This is a genomic window from Algoriphagus iocasae (assembly GCF_014206875.1).
Classification (GTDB): domain Bacteria; phylum Bacteroidota; class Bacteroidia; order Cytophagales; family Cyclobacteriaceae; genus Algoriphagus; species Algoriphagus iocasae.
The window spans coordinates 704,869-728,802 of sequence record NZ_JACIJO010000001.1 but is presented as its reverse complement, the minus strand read 5'-3'; the positions used below and the strand labels follow the sequence as shown (position 1 = coordinate 728,802).

Below are 23,934 nucleotides of genomic sequence, written 5' to 3'. Positions count from 1 at the left end.
CAATACGGATGTTATTGATTGGAATTGGCTTTATTCAATTTCTGTCAAAAAAATGTTTTTAAACTCGACTTCTGCCCCCTCGGCCTGCAAGGCAATTTGACCTTTTTGCGCTGTTGCCCCATAGCCATCATTGACTAATTCTCCATTGAGCCAAACAGTGATTTTATCTCCATCGCAAGTGATTTTGATATGATTCCATTCGCCCAGTGGCTTCTCAGAATCATCTGTTAGATTCTTCACTCTTCTTTCTTTTCCTTCAGAAACGCCCCAATCCTCTTTTGGACCCCTGCGACTTTCCATATCATCTACTTGGATATCCTGCTGAATACACCAAAAGTCCCCTGCATTGGAATGCATCAATTGAACTTCAATGGACTTCGGAAACATATCATACAAAGCTCTTGGCTCAGAGGCATGAACCAAAATGCCGCAATTTCCCGGCTCACCGGCAAATCGGTAATCGAGTTCCAAGGTGTAATTCTCATATTCTTGATCTGTGATCAAATGCCCCTCAGGAGTCCCCAAACTCACCAACAAACCATCACGAATGATAAACGGGATTCTCAGACTGCTATCTGCTTCGAGGTCGGGCACATCCATATGCCAGCCTTCCAGATTTTCCCCATTGAATAAAGAGATGGGCTCCATTTTCTTCTCAACTTCCATTTTCTCCTCCACTTTTTCTTTGGAATTACATTGCCAAAAACCAAAAGACCCAAATGCGATCAAGAGAAAAGAGAATAGTCGGAAATTCATAGGAAGGAGTTTTGATGTCTACTATTTGTTGCTAATGATATTATACACAAATGCCCTGTATTTGATCAATCCCACGAAAATTGCTCCACCGAAGGCATTTCCCAATAAGGCCAAGCTTTGAAATGAAAGATAATCCAATAAACTGATTTCATTTGAATTCAGCATTCCCGAAAACACCTCAATACTGCCGATAATGCTGTGATGCAATCCCGTGAAAGCCAATACAGAGGTAATCAAAAAGATCATCACAATTCGGCTGATCGTATCTCTTACCGATGCCAATAACCAAGACAGCAAACCCATTAACCAGCCTGCTATAATAGCGCTGACCAGGATTACTTGAGGAGCAGAATCCACCACATGAGATGCAATGGTGATAACTACTTCCGAATTGAAAATACCAAGTCTTGGACCGAGCCAGTTTAGAATCAGAGCCATCATATAACCACCGATCAAATTCCCGCTGATGACAATTCCCCACAGCCGAAGCATCGCACCAATCGTTTGTTTCTTATTCAAAACCGGTAAAGTCAGTAAAGCTGTTTGTTCAGTAAAGAGGATACTTTGCCCCAAAACCACCAGAATAAACCCCAGAGGATACACCAGAGAAATCATTTTAAAAACAGCATCTTCCTCCATTCTTCCACCAAAAAAGAAAAATACCGTACAGATCATCAAGTAACTGAATCCTATTTCCAATCCTGCTGTAATCGAACTTAAAAACAGACTACTTGGGCTTTTTTCGTAGGTTTCCTGGGCATCAGAAATCTGATCCCGCAATATCTCCCCATGTGATTTTGGTAGATCCTTCCCCGTTTTTTTGGTGCCTTGGATTTCCTTATCTATAACTTTCTGCTTCTTTTTTTCTTCCGCAGCGACCCTTTTCTCTTCAGCCGCCTGCTTCTTCAAATCCGCTTCAAGATTTTTATCTTCTTTTTCCATAGTCAAGTTTTAGGCTGCTCCTTTCAAAAACGTTTCCATACTAAAATAAGTAAATGAACTGATTTGAAATTTTAAGTTTAAGACTTCTCCACTCGAGCCTCCCAAATCCTCATAAATAACATATGAGCCATCCTTCTGGCATGTTCTTTTGCATAATCGGCCACTTCGCCTTCAAAATACCGATCAATTGTATTAAACCATAGTTCCAGCCAATTGCCAAAATGAGCTTGTTCGATGCTATTATCAACTGCCGAATCTACCTCTCGATGAACTTTGGTTGGATTAAATTTACCGGCTCCGGGCCCGGTTTGTAAAAGGATCATTTCCCAAAAATCAGAGAGATGGATCAGGTGATGATCCCAATCTTTGACAACCCCATTAAAGATCGGCCCCAGTGTCTCATGAACCCTAATTTGATCATAAAATCTGCGAACCAAAAAATCCACTTCTTTTCTACTTCTGATATCTATTCTATCCATCTTATTATTTCAATATCGGTTCGAGTACCTTCAAATCTCCGTCGATATCCTCAGGTACAGGCAATCCTAAAATTTCACAGATCAATGGGTAAATATGAATATTATCAAACGAATCGATCTTCATTCCTTCTTTGATTTGTGGGCCATTGGAATAGAAAATCCCATGCATTTCGGGATATTTTTGACTGAAACCATGCGTTCCTCTAACCGAAGTTTCATCCATCCTCATTCTTCTGGAAATCACTTCCCGATATTCCTCATTGTCCATGAAGTAATTCCCAAGATCAGCTAGGATGATAATGTCGCCAATCCGATCTCCATAAACACTGATATCCTGATAATAATTCTTATCTGCCGGATCAAAAACCACAAAACCTACTTCCCGTTCTTTCAACTTTTTAATCGCTTCCAGTTTATCAGCCGGATCATCAAGGTATATATGTGCCAATGCACCGCTATTAACAACTTTTCCTGAAACCCCATCCGTGATTTTATCCAAAGGAATGTACTTTTCTGCTGATACGTTTGCCATCCCATGATCAGAAACGATGATTATGTTCACATCTTGATCGAGGCTTTTCACTCCTTCTATTAAAGCTCCTAGTTCTCTATCCAGGCGATACAAGGTCTCTGAAAGCTTTTCGTCGTTTTCCGCCCCATACATATGACCAACGTCATCCATGTCCGAAAAATACATGGTGATCATTCGCGGTTTTATAGAGTCCGGCATCTGAAGCCATTCAAAAACCTGACTGACTCTTGTCAGATTATTGATTCTAGCATCATAATCAAAATAGTAGCTTGGTCTTGTTTTTTGTACATCTGCCTCCGAACCAACGAAAAAGTAACTGGCTGCTTTCATCCCATTTTTCTCTGCTAGAACCCAAAGCGGCGTACCTCCATACCAGCTTCCATCTGTTATCAATTCCCTCTTATTGATTTGATAAACCTGATTTCTCTCCGGGTTAAAAAAGGAATTGTCCACGATGCCGTGATGCTCCGGCCTCATCCCGGTAGCAATGGTGTAATGATTAGGAAAAGTCTTGGTTGGAAAAGATGGAATTAAGGACTTTGCGGCGGTTCCCGAGGATATAAATCTGCTTAGATTTTCGGGTTGGAATCTCTCCACATAATCGTATCTGAAACCATCCAGAGAGATCAAAATCACCACTGGTTCCTTCTTATCCTGCGAGAAGGCAAAGAATTGAAGCCCAAAAACTAAAAGAAGGATGAGAATAAGTAATTTTTTCATTTGAAAAGAATTTAGACGAAAATACCTGTTGAAAACTTGAAACCAATGAAATCATGTAAAGTAACCTTGATCCTTTTCACTTTCTGATCAAATTACAAAGAATAGCTTCTTGATGAAGCGTATTTATAGTTTTTCATAGACCCTATTTTTTCCTTTTTTCTTTTCAACCAAATTCCCAAAATCAGCAATAAAAACTGTGGATCTCTCCCCAAATTCGGGAATTTATTTCCATGAGAAATCCCAATAAACGGCCAAAATAGCCTGCATTCGCAATGGTATGTGAATTGAACTTGAAGATTTCATCAAACAAAAAAGTTATGAAAACGACCAACAAAATTCTTTATACTATGATGATTGCTTCCGCTAGTTTGGGAGCTGTAAGTTGTAAATCCAGTAATGCCGTAAAAGGTGGTGCCATTGGTGGTGCAGCCGGAGGTGTTCTAGGTGGAGTAATTGCTGGTAAGGACCATACCGCAACAGGTGTTTTGATCGGTTCTGCTATCGGTGGTACTGCCGGTGCAATTATCGGTAACGAAATGGACAAAGCTGCCGAGGAATTGAGAAGAGATCTTGAAGGAGCAACTGTAGAGCGTGTAGGTGAAGGTATCAAAATCACTTTCGACTCTGGGTTGATGTTTGCAGTGGATGATTCAAATCTGAATTCTAATTCCAAAGAAAATTTATCTGAGCTTTCAGAGACTTTAAAGAAATATGAAGACACCAACATTCTTGTAGAAGGTCATACCGATGCCACAGGTTCGGATGAGTACAACTTGGATCTTTCTAAAAGGAGAGCCTACTCCGTAGAAGATTACTTAACTGATCTAGGAGTCGAAAAATCAAGATTGGAAACAGCTGCTTATGGAGAGGCTCAACCAGTTGCCACAAATGAAACTGAAGCCGGTAGACAGCAAAATAGACGTGTAGAGGTAGCAATTTATGCAAACAAAAAGATGCAAAAAATGGCTGAACGAGGTGAGTTAGGTCAGGATTAATCTGATCGACGAGCCCTATTTATAGATCCGAAAGGCGACCGATTGGTTGCCTTTCTTTTTGGTTACTGATTGGAGATTTTTTGTAACTGCTCCTGATAGAAATTCATTCTATCTTCATTCCCCACTGCTTTATTCAACAGATATAAATTGGAAAGAACTGACTTGCTGGTACCATATTGCAAGGCTTTCTCATAAACTTCAATCGCCTCTTTTTCCTTCCTTTGCACGATCAGTGCTGTACCAAGATTATTTAAAGCAGAGAATTGATCCTCATGCCCTGCTTCCACGGCAGCTCTAAAATACTTTTCAGCATTCGCATAATTTTTATCCTTCAAAAAGGAAATCGTCCCAAGGTTGGTTAACACGACAGAATTAGAAGGATCAGATTGATACGCTTTTAAGAATCTAGCTTTCGCCGCCAAGGTATCTCGGGTTTCAAGAAGTGATTTTCCGTAAGCAGCATAGTAAGATGGATATTTCTCCGAGCCTCCAAACTCTTCAAATGCTGATTCTACCTTCCCATATTCAGCAGCCGCCAAAGCAAAGTTTTTATTCTCAAAAGCATCATTCCCAGCTCTCAAAGCAATTAAAAAAGCTGTTTCCTCCACCGAAAAATCATCGTCATCCGATTGATAGGATTCCGCCTTTTCAAGGTCTCCGATTTCTGTATATAAGTAAGCGAGATTTCGCTTTAGCTCAGGATCATCTTGGATTTCGACTGCTTTTTCGAGAGAAGAAATCGCATTTTCCTTTTCGTTTAACCTCATATAGGTTAAACCCAGGTTTTTATAAGTGGCATACAGGTCTGGTTTATCAGCTTTCAAACTCTCCAAGTAAAATTTTCTTGCCTTCTCAAAATCTCCTTCTTCATAGGAAACGGCCGCTAATTTAAATTTTGAAAAATATACATTGGGCTGTTTTTTGATGCTTTCTTCGAGAACCAATTTTGCTCGTGTAGTATCACCAACTCCCAATAACACCTCCGCCAACGGTGCCAAATATTGAGAAACGGGAGCATCTTTGCCCAGAATCTCATAGGCTTTGTCAAAGTGTACAACAGACAGGGCAAAGTAATCTTTGGCAGAATCTGGAGAAGTTTTTTTCAATTTGGCTGCTTCCAACCTCAGTTCCTCTGCATACATCACATGTGTTCTCCAGCTTTTTGGAGCTGTTTCTACTCCTGAAGAAGAGAGTGCTAATCCGTTTTTCCAAACCGGAGAGCGATCCACCGTTTTCCATGAAAATGCCAATAAAGAGGGAACAAGCACCAGCAAGGTCACTAAAGAACTTTTTTCAATTTTATAATAGGTCAACAAACGGTAAAGTCCATAGACCACCAGAAAACTAAAAGCCAGAGAAGGGATAAACATAAATCGCTCTCCCAGATTGGAGCCGATAGTCAGTGAGTTTGTTAGGTTGGCAAAAATGGAGAATGTAGCCAGGTAAAACAGGATCCCGAAACTAAATAAGCTTCGCTTTTTAAAGCCTTTGACAGCGAAATAAATCAACACACCAAAAGTCAACAAACTCAACCAGACAATTGGATTCTGGAAAGTCTGTACATCGATCTGACTGAATGAATAATCCCAAGAAAGCGGGTGCGGGAAAATCAATAATTTCAGATACTGAAGATAGATATACAAGTTGGTCGCCAAGCGCTCCCCACCCGAAAGCCCGTATAGAATAGAATTGATTTTGGAGTCATAGGTAGTCGCTGCCTTATCGAGTACCAGCCCTCTAAAGACCATGTAAAGGATCACCGGAATCAAAAAAGGAAGGACCTCTTTGGCACTTTGTACGACAGTTTTATTCTGAAAGAAATAAGCAATCAAAAACACCAAAGCCAAAAACGTAATCGTCTCTTCTTTGGAAATCAATGACAAAAAGAAAAGTATCCCGATCCCAATTTGCTTTAGCATTTTAACTTTTGACTCGGAAGAAACCCAAAGCAAAATTGCTGAAAAGGCAAATAATGATGCCAGTAAGGTATCCCTACTTTTGACCGAAGCCACCACTTCTGTATGGATCGGATGTACTGCGTACAAAGCCAAAATCAACAGCGGGACAAATACCGGTAAATTCTTTTTCTCCGATAAAATCAACAGGAATTTGCCCAAAATCAGCAATAATCCGAAATATAAAATCACATTCAGGATATGACCATTGGAGGCATTAAACTCGCCAAAAATCTGGTATTCAATGGCAAAAGTCAATAAGGTAAATGGCCTGTAAATACTTGTGTTGACCGGATTGATGGAGATGAAATTCATGGAACCATACTTGAACAATTCGGTCCATTCTTCCAATCCTTTTTGGGTAACTCTATTGAAATAGGCGTAAATCCCGTCATCTCCTGAATAGCCATAATTGTAAGTCTGGAAATACAAGGCAGCTCCTAAGAAGGAAATCAACAGGATCCAAAAAATCGGTTTCAGCTTCATTCTGATTAATCTAATTTATGCGTATCCGCATGAATTTACCTAGTAAAATTATGTTTCGTCTATCTTGTTTAAATCCCCCTGCCCCCTTTAGAAAGGGGGAATTGCCTAATTTGAACTTCTAAAATTCAAGTAAATCACCCGTCAGTTGTTAAGCAAACAGAGAAAATTTAAAAAGCTTGAAAATAAAAATAAACTATTTTCTTTCAATTCTCCTCTTCCGGAAATTTCCCTTCAAGAAGGATTTTGTTCAGCTGTTCACTATTCCCCTTAGGATTGGCTAAACACTTTTTTTCATCAACCAATCCGTTTGGATTTCATCTCCAAAAGGAAAAGGATGCGTCCCGAATTTCACCAGACCGTTCTTTTCATAAAATCGGATTGCTCGTGCATTCTTCTCCCAGACACCCAGCCAGACATATTCCAAGCCTTGCTTTCTGGCAAAATCAAAAGCATAATCCAATAAATCCTTCCCAAGACCTATTCCTAAAAACTCCTCCAAAATATACAGCCGGGAAATCTCCAAACTACTTGGATCATGGATATCTGTCTGTGCCGGAACCTGATTCACTTTGGTATATCCGATGATTTTCCCCTCCTTTTTTGCCACAAAAAACTTGGAGCTGGGATTCAAGAATTCTTTTTGATACTGCGGCAAGGTGAAAGCTTCATCCAAGTAGGCATACACATTCTCGATTTTGTTTCCTGCAGTAAAAGCCTCCAAAAATGACTTTCTGGCCATCAAAACCAACTCCTCAAGTTCTCCTGCTTTAACTTCCTCAATCGTTATAGAACCCATTGTTTAATTCTTGTTCAAAATTTTCAGCGCCTGATCGATCTGATTATTGGGAAACTCCCCCAAAATCGCGCGGTATTCTCCGCTGGGATGAATCACCACGAAACTTCTGCAAGGATACGGAAATTTAAAAAATTGATTTTCGAAAACTCCATCAGGATCAGGCATCCAGGTCATGATTCCCTGGTATTTCTCCAACCCATGGGAGTTCTTGAAAATATATGCCGGTTCACCCGCATTTCGCTTGGCTGCCGTTTTCAACAGATAGTCATGACTTTTCTGAAAGTATCGGGTATCGTTGGCATTGTCGCCTGTAGAATTGCACTCATCCTTTCCCGGATAATAAACGACAATCAGGGATTTGCCTTCATTGAGATCCTGCGCTTTTCCCAATTTCTCGTAGAAAATCTCCGGTTCCACCTTTCCAAAAGGCATTCGATAGATCAACATCATCACCTCAGGATCCTCACTGGGCACTCCGAAATATGGTCCGTTCAATATCTTATTCTGGAATTCATCTTTGGAAACAGACCTGCCCATCTCATCTCGATATTTGGTCTGAGCCGAAAGAGAAACACTGAGTAAGAAGAAAACAAGAATCGGGATAAACTTCATGCAACCTAATTTGGGGCTAGAAAACTACTGATTAATTGTATTCCAGAAAAAAATATTGCCCTAAGATTAAAATCCCTCACCCCGGTCTGTGTCTCACAGACCGAAACTTCCTCAATAAATTGACCGAGGAAGAAACAGACCACTGCTCCTAAAGGAAAATCCCTCCCGAAACCTCGATTCGCTGACCATTGATCCAGCGGGCATCTTCGCTGCACAAAAATGCTACGACTCCACCAATATCTTCCGCTTCTCCAACTCTTCCCAGTGCTGTAGCACCAGAAATCAGCTTTCTCTTTTGTTCGTTATCCCGGTTTTCTCCTCCGCCAAACTTAGTTGCGATAGCGCCTGGAGCGACTACATTTGCTCTAATCTTTTTGCCTGCCAGTTCCTTCGCCAGATAGCGGGTCAAAACATCCACCCCACCTTTCATGGCACCATAAGCAGAGGAACTAGGAAGACTGAATCGGGCCAAACCTGAGGAAATATTAATGATCCCTCCTCCTTCACTTAGGAATGGAACAGCCTTTTGAGTCAGAAAATACACTCCTTTTAAGTGAATGTTTGCCATCTCATCAAACATGGCTTCGGTCGTTTCCAAGAAAGGAACATACAATCCCGTGCCGGCATTATTGATCAAATAATCAAACGTTTCGCGCTGCTTTTTGCTTTGTAGGTATTCATAGAGCATTGTGAAAAATGCTTCAAAGCCTTTGATATCACGGGTATCCAATGAAAAGGCTTTCGCGGTTTGTCCCAATTTCTCGATTTCTGCCACTACCTCATTGGCAGCTTTTTCATTGGTATGGTAGGTAATAATTAAGTCATTTCCTTTTTCGGCCAAGCGGAGCGCAATATCTCTTCCCAATCCACGACTTCCTCCAGTGACCAAAGCTATTTTAGAATCGTTCATTTAATCTGTTGTTTTTGTTTCTACAAATCTCGGGGAAAAACGGTTCCGAGACCTAGCCAAATCTTGGAATGATGGAGCCAAAAATGATTTTCCAACTCCTACCGATTCTCAGATTTCCCTTTTGTAGGTTGATTTTTTGGCATTTCGCCTAAAAAATACCCTGTACTGGGTATTGTGATAAAGAATTTAGTTGACGTTCTTAGGAAACTTAAAATCGGCAAAATGCTATTTCCTAAAATTTACATTTTTTGATAAGTTACAGATATAGAAAATATATGCGAAACTGGTTTAGAATATACAATTGTTAGGCACAATATTAACAGACCAGAGATAGCAGTACAAAATGAAAGTAGAAATTAAAGAAATTTTTGAATTATTAGAAAAGGTTCAAAACCAACAAGGCGACCTTAAATTATTTATTGTGATTGGTCTAATCATTGTAATTGGAGTTCTCATAACATATTTGAAATACGCAACAAAATCAATCGCTGAAGAAGCATCTAAAAAATCAGTTGCACAATATGAAAGTAATTTAACTGAAAAGGTACAGACACAAGTTGGCTTGTTTTTCAGAGACGAAAGTGTTCGTAATAATTTATTAACTCATATTGGAACAACTTCTCTTGAAAAGAAAATTGAATGCTGGCAAGTAAGCCAAACAATGTACTTTAATTATCAAAAGAGCTGGTCATTTTCGCAAGAAACAGACATTCAGGAATTTATAAAACTAGACGAAGAACTTGGGAAGATAAGACAGAAAATTTTTATTGAAACAATTCACATTGGATACTTTTTATCTCAAAAGTTAATCAGGCTTAATTCACTAATGCGAGATAATTTAAGACAAAAAAGAACCGAATTTGCTTATAGTGGTGCAAACTATCAGACTTATTTAGAAACTAAACTTCAAAATAATCTAAATATTCAACAAGACAACGAGACGAAAATTTCAGATATAATGTATGAAATTGAAAAATGGATAATCGATAAACTACATTCAGACCAAACCATTGAAAATTTTGAGTTTACAAGAGAACAATTAGAGTCAATAAAAAAAGAACGCGAATTGAAATTTGATACAATAAAGAAATAATAATCCAAAGTGATTAAAGCAGCCACTAAAATAGAACTGCACTACTTTTTGCGTGATGAAACTCACACAATGAACGCATTTGTTAGAAATGAATGCGAAAAGGAACTGTTGACTATTATCAAAGAGGTTATTTTATCACTTGATATTGAAGTTGATATAGAAAGTGAAGCTTTTAAAGAAGGTGGCTTAAAGGAGATTTGGAAGTTTTTAGGCAATAATGGAGTTCAGCTTACATTAATTATAACTGTATTCGGACTTGTTTTATCAAGAGTGCCAGTTGAGAATAAAGAACTCGTTAAGCTTCAGATGGAAAATTTGGAACTTGACAACGAACTTAAAAGACAAGAACTAAAAAAGATAAAAAACGAAATTAGGTCAGAGGAAGAGTTAACTGATGATATTGTAGAACGTGTTCTTGAAATACTCGACAAAGACTATAAAATCATTTGGCATAAATCTAATTTTTATAAAAAACTAAACTTTTATCCAAAAGTCACTAAACTGACAACTCAAAGACTAAATGAACGAAATGAACCTCTTGAGAAAGAGAGAACGGTTGAAAGAAGACAATTCGGAAATTTCATATTACGGTCTAATACATTTCCACCGAACATAGACGAAGAAGCGTTAATTGACATTATTTCTCCAGTATTGAAAAAAGGAAATTTTAATTGGAAAGGCTTTTACAAAGGCGACATAATTAACTTTGAAATGAACGACCAAACTTTTAAAAACTCAGTCCTTAATAAGGAAATTGAATTTATTAATGGCACTGCAATTAAATGCGTTCTTCATCAAAATAGAAAAATTGATGAAACGGGCTTGGTAAAAGTGGTTCAGAATAAAGTGATTACAGTAATTGAAATTATTACAGGAGACAATTATGTAGCTACTGAACAAGGAAAAAAACACAAACGTGACAAAGACCTTAAAAACGACCAGCTCAAACTTGATTTTTAATTAAACATAAAAGTATGGACAAGAAAACTGAGAGATTAATAGATATAATAAAGGATGCTAAGAGTAAATATTCCGAGGAAAATTTGGTTTTGGCTATTCCGAAATTTATGTCAAAATCTTTCACATCGTTTTGTTCTATTAGGGAGGACTTGCTATTAATAAAAAAATATTTGGAGAAATTAGAAATTGAAAAAGATGTAATTATTTCTTCTGCATTAACATACTCACTAATTTCCATTTACGGTAAATGTTTTACAGATGCCTCAAAGTCAAAATCACCAAAACTTGAACCAAAACAAATATTCGAGGAAAACTCAATTTTTTTGATGATACACGATTATTTAATGGATTTACGTCACAATTTCATAGCTCATCGTGGAGACACTGAAAACGAAGTTGAAGCAGCCTATCTTTTAATACCAAAGGAAGAAGGTGAACCGCAAGTAAGATATGCTCAAAAGAAACGAATGAACTTAAACAGTGAAAAAAGAAGTGAAATATCGGCATTAGTAGACTTCTTACTTCCTATCGTAATGGAAAAAATTCAGAAATCAGGACAAAAGACTTATAACGCATTTTTTGACAATTTTACACCAGAACAAATGAGTTTTATGTTAATAAATAACGTAAAAGATGAAAAATAGAAATACTGTGCCTAACAGCACCTACCCAAAAGTGGCGGTTCAGTGGTTAAATCAAGCTTTGTGCTCCTATCAAAGTTTCTGCTTGCTTGATAGTGAAGTGCTTCGAAATCGCCACAAGCCATATGCAAACCGTTTGCATCAACTTTAAATAGACACGATGAAAGAATATAAAGGAATAGGATTTAGTATACCTAGCGAAAATGACGACTATGTCCGCTTGGACAGCTATACTTCTTTAGCAGATTTAGATATAGCCATTTTCTGTCCAGACCTTTCAACAACTAGTTATTCAACCTACGACAGTGGTAGCTATCACAGCATTGGTGAGTACGAAGGAAAAAAACTTTATAATAAAGAGTCATCTGTATCAATAAAGGAACATTCTAAACATTGGAAAAAGGAGCTTTTACATTTTGTTGAAACCGGTAGAACACTATTTATTACCCTTCCACATAAGTCTGATTTTTATATTTATAGTGGAACAAAAGATTTAAGCGGAACAGGGAGAAATCAAAAAACTACTTACCACGTTTCACCCTTCACAAACTATTCATTCCTTCCATTTAGCTTTATTGAGTTTCATACTGCTTCTGGAAAAAATGTTTATCCCAAGTCAGACTTAACAAAAGATTTTTTCAACCAATTTAAAGACCTGATTACTTATGAAGTCTATTTAACCTCAAACAAGCAATTACAAGGATTATTTACAACAAAAAATGGTGACAGAATATTAGGTACAGTCTTTAAAATTAAAGATGGCTTTGTGGTCTTTTTGCCAAACTTAAATTTCAATGACAAGGTTTTCTCATTTTATGACAAGGAAAAAGATGATGAGTATTGGACTGAGGAAGCTATAAAGCGAGGCAAGATATTTATAAATTCATTAGTAGCTATTGACAAAAGTTTAAGAAGTGAAAAGGCAAAAACTCCAAAACCAGATTGGCTTGAAAAAGATGAATACTCCCTTGAGAAAGCAAATGAAACAAAAAGCCTAATAAAAAAAATTGAAAAAGAAATAGCTAAAAAGACAAAAGAACTCAAAGAGCTAAGTTCTGTTCTTGAAGAACAAGAAAGTTTAAAAGACTTGCTTTTTGAAACAGGGAAACCACTTGAGATTGCAGTCATAAAGGCTTTATCCATTTTAGGATATAAAGCTGAAAATTATGATGACGGAGAACTAGAATTAGACCAAATTATACTATCTCCAGAAGGGTTTAGATTAATAGGCGAATGTGAAGGGAAAGACAACAAAGACATTGATGTTTCTAAATTTAGACAATTGTTGGATGGACTGAATGCAGATTTTGAAAAGGAATCAGTAACCGAAAAAGCATTCGGATTATTATTTGGGAACCCTCAAAGACTTATTTCACCAAATGATAGGACATTAGACTTTACGCTGAAATGCAAATCAGGAGCACAGAGAGAAAAAATAGGATTAATAAAAACAAGTGAATTGTTTAGAGTTTGCAAGATTGTTTTAGAAAAAGGCGGTGATGAATTTGCTAAAAAATGTAGAGATGCAATCAATAATCAAATGGGTGATTTAGTAGTATTTCCAGATTATGAATAAAAAAGCAGCTGCCAACAGATCCTACCCTAAAAGTGGCGGTTCAGTGGTTAAATCAAGCTTTCTGCTTCTATCAAAGTTTCTGCTTGGTTGACAGTGAAGTGCTTCGAAATCGCCACCTTCGGGAAGCTGCAAAACGTTGAAAAACCAGCCCTATCCATTTCTCCAATCGCATCCCTTACTTTCCCTCCAGTTCCCCTTCAATCAACTCCAAAATATCATCTATATTCTCAAGCAGAGGTTGGTAATGATTTGTTTTTGTGGCTTCAGAGGTCAGCATAAAAATCAGTAAATCATTTTCAAAAGCCCGGGAATCCAGTATTCCCAAGTTGCTCTGCAGATTGGATGCAGCTGGAATATCAAGCGCCTGACTCAATCCGGTTTGCTCAAAAATGGTCAGAATGCTGTAATCTTCCGTTCGGAACAAATCCAAGACATCCTCACGCTGGCTACTCAGTTCCGCTTCTTGCCTTTTGATATCATCCATGGTAGCTAGCCAGGAAGTCAACTTCTTCCTCAGCTCAATGCTGGAGATATTTTTCAAATTCCCCGAGTTGATGAGTTCATTTAAAAATGAATTATTGGCATTGAAAGAAATATCATCCGAGAAAGTGCCAAATAGTAATTCAGAAAGCCGCTGATCGGTGGCTTGACCTGATTCGGAATGGATAAAATTCAGGATTTCCCTTGCTCCATCCAGATTCTTTTGGTTGACAGCCAGCAACTCGGTCAATTTCATTTTGCTCACCTGAAACTCAAATCTTAAGCCCTCAAGATAGTTCTGTTCGTTATTGGAATCTATCCTTCGAAGGTTTGCATTGTTGATAGCCAAAGCGATTAGAATCCCTATCACCACCAGCACAATCTCCCCTAGCGCATAAATCAGGTAATTATTAATCCTCTTTTCTTCAATTAGCTTCTGGCGGATTTTTCTAAAAAATTTGATCATTTATAATTCGGTTTAATCCCTTTAAGATAATCAGTTTTGCGGAAAGACATTTTTAGAGGCATTTGAACAAATTCCCTGTCGTAAAACCGCCATTTTTTGACGGAACTTAGCCTCCTAATTGAGACAGGATTTGGATAATTTTAAGTATTGAAACAAAATCAAAAATCAAGATGGCACTAATAAACCCCTACATTAACTTCAATGGAAATGCTGAAGAAGCATTTAATTTTTACAAAGCAGCTTTTGGTGGAGAGTTCGCAAACATTACGCGGTTCAAAGACATGCCAAGTTCGGAGCATCCCATTTCTGAAAAGGAAGCAGACAAAATCATGCACATCGCACTTCCTATCGGCGGAAATATCCTAATGGGAAATGATGTTCCTGAATTTATGGGCAAGGTCAATGAACTTGAGCATCGCTCCAAAATCTTTATCAGCGCAGAAAGAAGAGAGGAAGCTGACAGATTATTCAAGGCACTTTCCGCAGGTGGATCGGTGGAAGTTCCCATGGATGACAGCCCTTGGGGCTCCTATTTCGGCATGTTCCGGGATAAATATGGAATCGAATGGATGATCGATTTTGACCCGAAATACAATGGAAAACCATAAAAAAATGCCTCGTGAATCCACGAGGCATTTTTTGTTTATTTCTAACGATAATAACTTACTTATCTTCCGCTGACACAACTCCTACCATGCTATCTGCTGTCCCATAATAGAGCAGCCACTTTCCTTCAAAATAGACCAAGCCTTCCAGAAAAGTCGTCCCTTCGGGATATTGCCCGGATTTCTCAAAATCCAACGTTGGCTGGATAAAAGGAGCCTCAACCCGATCCAAAAGTTTCCATGGTTCGGTTGCAGAAAATAGTGCTTGACCTCCCGTATAAACCCGGTTCCCAAGATTCTTCACGCCCACTTGCTGGGAATTTCCCGCATTGTATAAAACGACAATTCCGTCTTTGGTAAGAACCGGAGGAGGTCCCGCCTCCACCAACCATGAGTCAAAATACCCCGGGCGAGGACTCAGTACCGGCACTCGATTGCCTTCATGATTTTCTACCGGCTGCCAATGGACCAGATCTTCCGAAGTAGCCAGCCAGATATGCGGTACGCCATAATACATCCAGTATTTCCCATCAATTTTCGCCGCAACCAACTTCCCCTCTTTCAGCTCGGTCACGATCGCACCTGATTTGGATTCGGTAGTATGATATTTCCCATCCTTCCAATCCTTGAAAATCGGCCCATGCTTTTCCCAGTTTCTCAAATCCCGGGAAGTTGCCACCGCCAATCTCGGCACATCTCTGTTCCACTGTGTGTAGGTGAGTACATAAAGCCCTTCTTCTGTCTCTACAATGCGTGGATCTTCTGTGCCTCCGGTCCATTCAAACTCCTTTTGACCATCCTCTTTGGGATAAAAAATCGGTTCTTTCTCTCTTGTAAAAGAAAAACCGTCAGTAGATGTTGCCAAACCAATTCTAGAGGTATGCCCTCCGATTTCTTTTTCTCCGAGCTTTTCCTCCGCCCGGTAAAGCACATAAACTTCCCCATTTCTGGTGATCGCCGCGGGGTTAAAGGTTGCCATCGACTCCCAAGCCACTGTTCTGCCAGTCATGGGATCTTCAAATTGGGTAGATGCTTGTGGCGCTATAATCGGCTTGGCAGCTTCCGGTCTTTGAAATGGCCCGAGCATCCAGGGTTTTTGCTGAGCCTGCAAAGCAAAAAATGAAATGAAGGCAATGGTGAATGAAAGCAACTTCTTCATAAGAATGGGTTTATTTCTTCCAATGTAAATTCTTCTGTCCACAATTCCCCTCTTGACCTTGTCAAATCTCTCTTATCAATTGGGATTAATAATTAGAAATCTAAACCCTTATCAATAAAAAAAGCCTCTAGTTGGAGGCTTTGAATTTCTATTTGGGAAGGATTTAAAGCATTGTAAAAGCTCCCTTCACCAAGATGATTGAATTTTCGTCCAGTTTTGGGTTGGGATAAATCTCTACCAAATCATCATTTTGTCTTCCCAGTTTCACCTCCACTTTATCGAGGTAAAATCCTTTTTCATCAGAACCTGACTGGACCAAAACATAATCTACACCATCTGCTGCCACTACTGCGGATACTGGCAATGACCAACCTTCCTGTGGTTCGAGTTTGATCTTCGCCTCCAAATACATGCCCGGCACCAAAGAATGCTCTTGGCTTTCATCGATTAGGTGTGCATGCACCGGAACCAATCGTTGTTCACTTATGGATTTACCTACTACATACACTTTTGCATCAAATGTTTTCCCCGGCATATCTGGAAGGGTAAAAGCTACATGCTGGCCTTCAGTTACATTCACTGCATCTTTTTCAAACACACTTAGCTCGATATGCATATGCTCTGTACTAATCAAAGTCGCAGCTTTAGAAGCCGATGGCAAAAATGCTCCCGGCACTGTGAAAACACTTTCCACATAGCCATTGATCGGAGAAATTACAGGAACCTTGGTTTGGATACTTGCCGGCGTCAATTTATCTGCATTGACATGAATCATTCCCAATTGCTTTTTCAAGCTTTCCGCTTTAGCCAAGCTACTTTGATACTCTGACTCAGCTTTGAGATAGCCTTTTTGCGAAGCTATTTTCTCTCCGAAAAGTGTCTTTTGTCGTTCAAATTCTTCTTTCAGGAAATTCAATTGACTAGAAGTTTCCAGATATTCTTGTTGAAGTCTAACAAATTCTGGGCTTTCCAGGTAAAAAAGGACTTCTCCCTTTCGAATCTGCTGCCCTTCCATCAACTTCAGGTCGGCCACATATCCTCCAAAAAACGGCGTAATATCCTGCATTCCTTCAACCGGGATTTTCACCTGTCCCTGAACTTTGATTTCTTCCGAAAAAGTCTTCAGGACCATTTCCCCCCATTTCATATCCATGGCAGCAAACTGCTCTTTGGTTAAGCCGATTTGATTGGATCCGACTTCGATACTTTCCATGGACTCTGCCCCGGAATTTTCCTCGGATTTTGGCGAACATCGGATCAGAAACACCAATCCAACTAAAATCAACAGGCCAGAATAAATTTTTGATTGTATTGCTTCCATCAGTTGATGAGATAATTAATTTCTAAGACATTGATTTGATAATTATACCTGCTTTCCAGATATTGAAGCGTGATATTCATGGAGTTTTCCATCAATTGCACGTACTGCAAAAAGTCGATTTCTCCTTCTTGATACGACCGCTGTGCCTGATCCATCAGTTGATTGGCCAGAGCCTCTCCTTCCTCCTCATAATATCGGATTACCTCCGAATTTTGATCCAACTTATATTGGGTTTGATTATATTGGGCATTTAGTCTTTTCTGGTAATTCAATGCCTCTAGCTCCATCATTTCCTTGTGAAACTCGCTGGCCCGAACCTGTGATCGCTGCGCTCCAAAGAACAATGGAACAGTAATCCCACCTTGAAAACCCGGATAAATTTTGGAATCAGGATAAGTGTTGGTTCCTCTGAAAACATCGATGTGTAAGTCAGGAAGTAATTTTCTTCGCTCCACTTGTACTTGATGATCCGCTTGGTTCAAGGCAGATTCATAATAATTCACCCCGGGATGAGAAGCCGCTTCGAAAGTGACATCTTCAGAAAGCGAAATCTCCTCAGTAACGATTTCCAACTCACCTTCCCAATTGAGCAAATTCTTTAAATTCTCAATCGAAACCTGATAATTCTGATTTGCCTCAGAAAGCTTCAGTGCTATCTCCCGCTGCTTACCGGAAGCAGTTAATTTTTCAAGGTAATTGGTCTCTCCCAGTTCAAACCTCCTATTGGAAGCTGAAGAAAACTCTTTGTAAAGGCTGTCTAATTGCGCAAAATGATCTCCTACTTCTTTCCAGTGCACCGCAGTCACATAAGCTTTACTCACTTCACCTTTCAGTGTTCGCTCCTGTAAAGTCAACTGACTTTCCTTCATTGCCACCTGATCTTTCAGCACATTTTTTTGAGCAGAATAAAGCGATGGAAAAGCAAAAGTCTGACTTAATCCCCACTTGCTATTGGCGTAGCCATTCTCAGCAATATCATTCTCATCTCGGGAAAAATAGACTTGGGTTTTATCGATGTTCCAGCCTGCTCCTGTTTTTACCGTAGCAGCTTCCAACCCTTTGGTGGCAGCCTGATAGTTCAGGTTTTGTTCCAAAGCTACTTCCAAAGCCTGCTCCAAGGTCAATTGAGATGGCTGCTCCTGAGCAAAGGCTGAAAATCCCATTCCGAAGAAAATCAAAATAGCCAAGCCGGATTTCTTTATTCCAGAGACTAAGTTTAATGATCCTTTTTTGAAAAAGACATACAAAACCGGCAGTACTACCAAAGTCAAAATTGTCGCTGAAATCAATCCTCCAATTACCACTGTGGCCAGCGGACGCTGGACTTCTGCACCCGCTGATCCTGATACTGCCATCGGCAAAAAGCCCAATGCCGCAGCTGAAGCTGTCAAAAGCACGGGTCTCAATCGCTCTTTAGCTCCGTCCAACACCAGTTTCTTGATATCTGTATACTTGCTTTCCATAGATTTGAAATGTTCTATCAATACAATTCCATTGAGGACCGCGATTCCAAACAAGGCAATAAATCCTACCCCTGCTGAGATACTGAATGGCAGGTCTCGAATCCACAATAACAAAACTCCTCCGATGGCAGAAAGTGGAATCGCAGAATAAATCATGATGGCATCTCTGGTAGATGAAAATGCGAAATACAACAAAACGAAAATCAAGATCAACGCAATCGGTACGGCAATCATCAAGCGATTTCTCGCCTGCTGCAAATTCTCAAATTGCCCACCATAATCTACTCTATATCCTTCTGGAATATCGATTTGAGTACGTATAATTTCCTGAATATCATCCACAACGGATTGAAGATCCCGATTTCTCACATTCACCCCCACTACAATTCTTCGCTGGGTATCATCTCTTGAAATTTTCGCAGGACCTTTGGTATAGGTAATTGAAGCCAATTCCCCCAAAGGAACGCTTCCTCCATTTGGCAACTGAACGGATGCCAGTTCCAAATCAGATATATCTGATCTAAAATCTTTGTCAAATCTCACAACGAGATCAAACTGTCTTTCTCCCTCAAATACTGTCCCGGCAGTTTCCCCAGCAAATCCCATGGTCACTAAAGCATTCAAATCGGAAATATTCAGGCCATATTTGGCAATTTTGCTTCGGTTGTATTCGATTTTCATCTGAGGCAAGCCATCGACTTTCTCAACAATAATATCTGCCGCACCTTCTACACCTTGGATTGCAGCTTCGATTTCCTGCCCGGTCTTCAGCAACTGATCCAGATCATCACCAAAAACTTTGATGGCCAAATCCGCCCTCACCCCAGTGATCAGCTCATTAAATCGCATTTCGATAGGCTGGGTAAACTCGTAATCCAAACCAGGAATCACTTCCAAAGCTTCTTTGAATTTATCGGCCAACTCATCTTTGGTTTCCACTGTGGTCCATTCTGAAGGCGGATTTAAGGTAACAATCACATCCGTCTCTTCCATTGACATCGGATCGGTAGGAATTTCCGCAGCACCAATCCTGGTTACCACCTGATTTACCTCGGGGAATTTTTTCAGGATCTTTTCAATTTGAGTCATCGTCTCCACGGTATTGCTCAGTGAGGTACCGGTTTTCAAAACTGGCTGAATCACAAAATCCCCTTCATCCAAGGTTGGGACAAATTCAGAACCCATGGATGAGAATAATAACACCGCTGCGATCAACATGGTGGCGGCTGCACCCAAGACGATTTTGCCATGATCCAATGCCCACTTGATGGTTGGTTCATAGACTTTATTTATCTGACGGATCAGTCTCGTAGAAATGTTTTTAGGACCTGGAGGGGTAGACTTCAAAAACAAGGAAGAAACGACCGGAACATAAGTAACTCCCAAAATCATCGCACCGATCAACGCGAAACTGAAAACTTCCGCCATTGGACGGAACATTTTGCCCTCCACTCCAGAAAGTGACAGGATAGGAATAAAAACTATGATGATGATAATCTGTCCAAAAATGGCAGAATGCATCATTTTAGAAGCACCGTTAAAAGCGATTTCATCTTTTTGATGCTGGATTTCTTTTTTGCTCAGCCCATCAAATCCATGATGAACTCTTGTAAACTGATAGGCAATAAATTCGACGATGATTACCGCCCCATCAATGATGATCCCGAAGTCAATCGCTCCCAAACTCATCAAGTTGGCATCCACTCCGAATATATTCATCATGGACAGGGCAAAGAGTAAGCTCAATGGAATAATCGATGCAACCACTAAACCTGATCGGAAATTTCCTAGTAATAAAACCACTACGAATACCACAATCAAACAGCCTTCTATCAGGTTTTTTGAGATGGTAGAGGTCGTTCTTCCGACTAATTCTGATCGATCCAAAAATCCATTGATCACAATCCCTTCAGGCAAACTAGGTTGGATTTCCTCCAATCGATCCTTGACTCTTTCGATAGTTCTTTTGGAATCAGCTCCTTTCAGCATCATCACCTGGCCAAGGACTTTTTCTCCTTCGCCGTTTCCGGTAATTGCTCCAAAACGATTGGCATGACCAAATCCAACATCAGCAATATCTCTGACATAAACTGGCGTCCCGTCTCGGATATCCACCACGATGTTTCTTATATCTTCCAGATTTTGAACCAGACCTTCTCCTCTGATAAAAAAGCTCTCATTGGTTTTCTCAATATATCCACCACCAGCGATGGAGTTATTCTGCTGAAGTGCCTGAAAAACTTGAGATAAATCGAGTTGCATTCCTTTCAATCTTTCCGGATTGATGGAAACCTCATATTGTTTTAAAAATCCTCCCCAGGTATTTACCTCCACAACTCCTTGGATACCGGAAAGCTGCCTTCTTACAATCCAATCCTGAATTGTTCTTAAATCGGTAATCGAATATTGATCTGCAAATTCCGGTTTTACATCAACCACATATTGATAAATTTCCCCAAGTCCTGTAGTAATCGGCCCCATAAATGGCTGACCAAAACCTTCAGGGATACTTTCCTGAGCAATTTTTATTCGTTCTGCGATTAATTGGCGGGGAAGATAGGTACCCAAATCATCTTCAAATACGATGGTCACCACAGAAAGACCGAATTTGGAAACAGACCTGATTTCTTTGACACCCGGTAGGTTTGCCATTTCCAATTCTACCGGATAAGTCAGGTATTTTTCAACATCTTCTGTAGCCAGATTTCTGGAAGTTGTAATTACCTGCACCTGATTATTGGTCACATCTGGAACAGCTCCAATCGGTAAATGACTAAGCGAATAAATCCCGTAAGCTATCCAGGCAGCGATAAAAAGAAAAACCAGGAGCTTGTTATGTATGCTCCATTGTATGATTTTGTCTAACATAGAATCCTCTGATTGCAAGACAAAAATCTACAATTAAACTATCAAGGAGCTTTTTAAAACCTTAAGATTAGCTTAAAAATGGCCTGTGGTCAAAAACCCAGACGAAAGGTACTGCCAAGCCCACTTTCACTTGAAACACTGATTTCGATACCACTTTCCTGGGCAAGTTTCTTAACAATTGCCAAACCCAAACCAGTACCTGGAATCAGCTTTTCCAATGCCGAAGGGTCTCTATAGAAAGGATCAAAGATCTTTTTTATGGATTCTGCAGCAATTCCCTGACCCTGATCATTTACAAAAATCATCGGTTTTCCATTTTCTATTTTGACCTCAAGGTCTATAGGGCCTTCCGAATATTTGATGGCATTCTGAATCAGATTGTTTAATATCATTACAAGTGACTTCTCACTCACCTGTACAAAAATCGGCATTGATTCACGGGTTTTAAATCGGATTTCCCTCCCTGTATCAGTTTGATACTGGGCAGCCATTTCCTCAACGAAAGACAGGATTTCCACTTCATCCTTAGGAGAAGGCGCTCCTTTTTCTACTCTTGCCAAAGCCAAAAGTTGATCAATCATTGCTGACATTCTATCGATACTGCCTAATGCTGTCTGAATCTTATTGACATATTCTTCAGAAGTCCGAGGTTTTCTGATCAACACCTCCAGAGTTCCCCGCATAACTGATAATGGAGTTCTCAACTCATGGGAAGCATCCGAAGTGAATTGCTTTTCTCGGATAATGGACTGTTCCAGACGATTCAGTAAATCATTGATGGATCTGGTAAGCTGACCTATTTCGTCTTTCTGATCCAGCACTGGCACCCGCTCATTCAGGTTGCTTTGAGTGATCTGGTTGGTTTTGGAGATGATCTTCTTAATCGGTTGAATACTTTTTCCGGCCAGGTAACGCATCGTCAAAAAAAGCGAAATCAAAATCCCAGGGTAAAGCAGTAATAAAATGTTGCGAAGGTTATTGAGAAGTTTTTGAGTATCCTCAAAGGAAGTTGCCACCAACAAATACCCTTCATCTATCCCTTCGTGATTCAATAACATTTGTTTTTGACGAACAAGTTGATCGCCAATCTTTATGGTAGAAGCACCTTCCTTGGAACTCCAATCCGGATGAAAAAGCAATCGATGATTTCCCAGATTCGGAGATTTATCCATAGAATTACCATCCAAATCCACAATTTCAATAAAAATAGGATTTAGCTGAATCTCCTGATGCTCCTCCTCCATCCATTCATCCTTGTGGATGAATTTGATTTCTCCATCTTCCAAAAAAATCTGTCCGACATGTTTATTGGTTTCCAAATCTAATTCTCTGTCGATATTTCCCACAACAGTAAAATCCACTACCCAATAAATCACACCAAAGACCACCATCACAATCAAAGCAGTGACGATGGTCAGTCTTCTAGCTATTTTTTCTTTGTAGGATAATTTCATTTTTCCTTTGCCATATAACCCACTCCCCTCACTGTCTGGATGTAATCTTCATCTTTTTGGAGATCCAATTTCTTTCGAAGTGAATTGATAAACACGTCAATCACTCCGGTATTGTATTCGAAATGGATATCCCAAACACTCTCAATGATCCTTGTACGACGACAAACCTTGTTTTTATTTCGTAATAGATGTTCCAGTAGCGCAAATTCCTTCTGAGTCAAAGAAACTTCCTCTCCATCCTTATACACCTGATGCCGATCAGTGAATAATTCGATGGGACCAAGCGTGAATTTCTCATGTTCTCCGGCCTTTGAGCGAAGCTGTACTTTTATCCGCTCCAGTAATTCTTCGAAATGAAATGGTTTTTTGATGTAATCATTTGCTCCGGCCTGAAGCCCAAAGATGGTTTCATCTACTGTGTCTTTGGCAGTCAGAAATATGATTGGTGTCAAAGGGAATTCTTTTCTGAATTTCCTCGTGATCTCTATCCCGCTAAACCCCGGAAGCATCCAGTCCAGCAATAACAGATCATAACTTCCAGACAAGGCCAAATCAAGCCCTTCTCTCCCATTGTCTGCGACATCCACAGCAAAAGCCTCCTCTTCCAATCCTTGTTTCAAGAAATTGGAGATTCCTGGTTCATCTTCTACCACCAAAATTCTCAT

At 39.6% G+C, this 23,934-nt stretch carries 20 protein-coding genes; 6 read left to right on the top strand and 14 right to left on the bottom strand.

The window, feature by feature from the left end; translation table 11 throughout:
* Positions 1 to 30 precede the first annotated feature (30 nt).
* From FHS59_RS03105 to FHS59_RS03090, 4 genes are all read right to left on the bottom strand, one after another.
* Positions 31 to 666 (bottom strand): 3-keto-disaccharide hydrolase, encoded by a 636-nt coding sequence (locus tag FHS59_RS03105; protein ID WP_184494474.1) that lies wholly within the window; start codon positions 664 to 666, stop codon positions 31 to 33.
* Positions 667 to 777: 111 nt separating this feature from the next.
* Positions 778 to 1,698 (bottom strand): formate/nitrite transporter family protein, encoded by a 921-nt coding sequence (locus FHS59_RS03100; RefSeq protein ID WP_184492943.1) that lies wholly within the window; start codon positions 1,696 to 1,698, stop codon positions 778 to 780.
* Positions 1,699 to 1,775: 77 nt separating this feature from the next.
* Positions 1,776 to 2,177 carry a group III truncated hemoglobin gene (locus FHS59_RS03095; RefSeq protein ID WP_184492942.1) on the bottom strand — a complete coding sequence of 134 codons (402 nt, stop codon included), beginning with the start codon at positions 2,175 to 2,177 and terminating at the stop codon, positions 1,776 to 1,778.
* Between the two features lie 4 nt (positions 2,178 to 2,181).
* Positions 2,182 to 3,429, bottom strand: a complete 1,248-nt coding sequence (locus FHS59_RS03090; protein WP_184492941.1) for an alkaline phosphatase family protein — start codon at positions 3,427 to 3,429, stop codon at positions 2,182 to 2,184.
* Between the two features lie 317 nt (positions 3,430 to 3,746).
* On the opposite strand from FHS59_RS03090, the gene FHS59_RS03085 reads away from it, so the two are divergent.
* The gene (locus FHS59_RS03085) at positions 3,747 to 4,424 is read left to right on the top strand and encodes an OmpA family protein (RefSeq protein ID WP_184492940.1); all 678 of its coding nucleotides are present in this window, start codon (positions 3,747 to 3,749) and stop codon (positions 4,422 to 4,424) included.
* 62 nt (positions 4,425 to 4,486) lie between these two features.
* Here the strand turns inward: FHS59_RS03085 and FHS59_RS03080 are convergent, their stop codons facing one another.
* The 4 genes from FHS59_RS03080 to FHS59_RS03065 form a co-directional block, all read right to left on the bottom strand.
* A complete protein-coding gene (locus tag FHS59_RS03080; protein WP_184492939.1) occupies positions 4,487 to 6,865 on the bottom strand; it encodes a tetratricopeptide repeat protein in 2,379 nt (792 codons plus the stop codon).
* A gap of 277 nt (positions 6,866 to 7,142) precedes the next feature.
* Positions 7,143 to 7,661: a GNAT family N-acetyltransferase gene (locus FHS59_RS03075; RefSeq protein WP_184492938.1), complete on the bottom strand. Its 519-nt coding sequence runs from the start codon at positions 7,659 to 7,661 to the stop codon at positions 7,143 to 7,145.
* Between the two features lie 3 nt (positions 7,662 to 7,664).
* Positions 7,665 to 8,273, bottom strand: a complete 609-nt coding sequence (locus FHS59_RS03070; protein ID WP_184492937.1) for a hypothetical protein — start codon at positions 8,271 to 8,273, stop codon at positions 7,665 to 7,667.
* A gap of 148 nt (positions 8,274 to 8,421) precedes the next feature.
* A complete protein-coding gene (locus FHS59_RS03065) occupies positions 8,422 to 9,183 on the bottom strand; it encodes an SDR family NAD(P)-dependent oxidoreductase (protein ID WP_184492936.1) in 762 nt (253 codons plus the stop codon).
* A gap of 343 nt (positions 9,184 to 9,526) precedes the next feature.
* Between FHS59_RS03065 and FHS59_RS03060 the strand changes: the two genes are divergently transcribed.
* The 4 genes from FHS59_RS03060 (at position 9,527) to FHS59_RS03045 (ending at position 13,453) form a co-directional block, all read left to right on the top strand.
* On the top strand, positions 9,527 to 10,276 hold the full coding sequence (locus FHS59_RS03060) for a hypothetical protein (RefSeq protein ID WP_184492935.1): 750 nt from the start codon (positions 9,527 to 9,529) through the stop codon (positions 10,274 to 10,276).
* Between the two features lie 9 nt (positions 10,277 to 10,285).
* Positions 10,286 to 11,236, top strand: a complete 951-nt coding sequence (locus FHS59_RS03055) for a hypothetical protein (protein ID WP_184492934.1) — start codon at positions 10,286 to 10,288, stop codon at positions 11,234 to 11,236.
* Between the two features lie 14 nt (positions 11,237 to 11,250).
* Complete coding sequence (locus tag FHS59_RS03050; RefSeq protein WP_184492933.1) at positions 11,251 to 11,880, top strand: hypothetical protein; 630 nt, start codon at positions 11,251 to 11,253, stop codon at positions 11,878 to 11,880.
* A 157-nt stretch (positions 11,881 to 12,037) separates the two neighbouring features.
* On the top strand, positions 12,038 to 13,453 hold the full coding sequence (locus FHS59_RS03045; RefSeq protein ID WP_184492932.1) for a hypothetical protein: 1,416 nt from the start codon (positions 12,038 to 12,040) through the stop codon (positions 13,451 to 13,453).
* Positions 13,454 to 13,628: 175 nt separating this feature from the next.
* On the opposite strand, the gene FHS59_RS03040 is transcribed toward FHS59_RS03045, so the two are convergent.
* A complete protein-coding gene (locus FHS59_RS03040; RefSeq protein ID WP_184492931.1) occupies positions 13,629 to 14,399 on the bottom strand; it encodes a hypothetical protein in 771 nt (256 codons plus the stop codon).
* 170 nt (positions 14,400 to 14,569) lie between these two features.
* Here FHS59_RS03040 and FHS59_RS03035 point away from each other — a divergent pair, with 170 nt between their 5' ends.
* Positions 14,570 to 15,007: a VOC family protein gene (locus tag FHS59_RS03035; protein ID WP_184492930.1), complete on the top strand. Its 438-nt coding sequence runs from the start codon at positions 14,570 to 14,572 to the stop codon at positions 15,005 to 15,007.
* 55 nt (positions 15,008 to 15,062) lie between these two features.
* Here the strand turns inward: FHS59_RS03035 and FHS59_RS03030 are convergent, their stop codons facing one another.
* The 5 genes from FHS59_RS03030 to FHS59_RS03010 form a co-directional block, all read right to left on the bottom strand.
* Entirely contained in the window at positions 15,063 to 16,163 is a 1,101-nt protein-coding gene (locus tag FHS59_RS03030; protein ID WP_184492929.1) for a glycoside hydrolase family 130 protein, read from the bottom strand.
* A 163-nt stretch (positions 16,164 to 16,326) separates the two neighbouring features.
* A complete protein-coding gene (locus tag FHS59_RS03025; RefSeq protein ID WP_184492928.1) occupies positions 16,327 to 17,484 on the bottom strand; it encodes an efflux RND transporter periplasmic adaptor subunit in 1,158 nt (385 codons plus the stop codon).
* A complete protein-coding gene (locus tag FHS59_RS03020; protein ID WP_184492927.1) occupies positions 17,484 to 21,815 on the bottom strand; it encodes a CusA/CzcA family heavy metal efflux RND transporter in 4,332 nt (1,443 codons plus the stop codon). Before FHS59_RS03020 ends, FHS59_RS03025 begins: the two co-directional genes overlap by 1 nt.
* 89 nt (positions 21,816 to 21,904) lie before the next feature.
* On the bottom strand, positions 21,905 to 23,269 hold the full coding sequence (locus FHS59_RS03015) for a sensor histidine kinase (protein WP_184492926.1): 1,365 nt from the start codon (positions 23,267 to 23,269) through the stop codon (positions 21,905 to 21,907).
* The gene (locus FHS59_RS03010; RefSeq protein WP_184492925.1) at positions 23,266 to 23,934 is read right to left on the bottom strand and encodes a response regulator transcription factor; all 669 of its coding nucleotides are present in this window, start codon (positions 23,932 to 23,934) and stop codon (positions 23,266 to 23,268) included. The genes FHS59_RS03015 and FHS59_RS03010 overlap by 4 nt, the downstream gene beginning before the upstream one ends.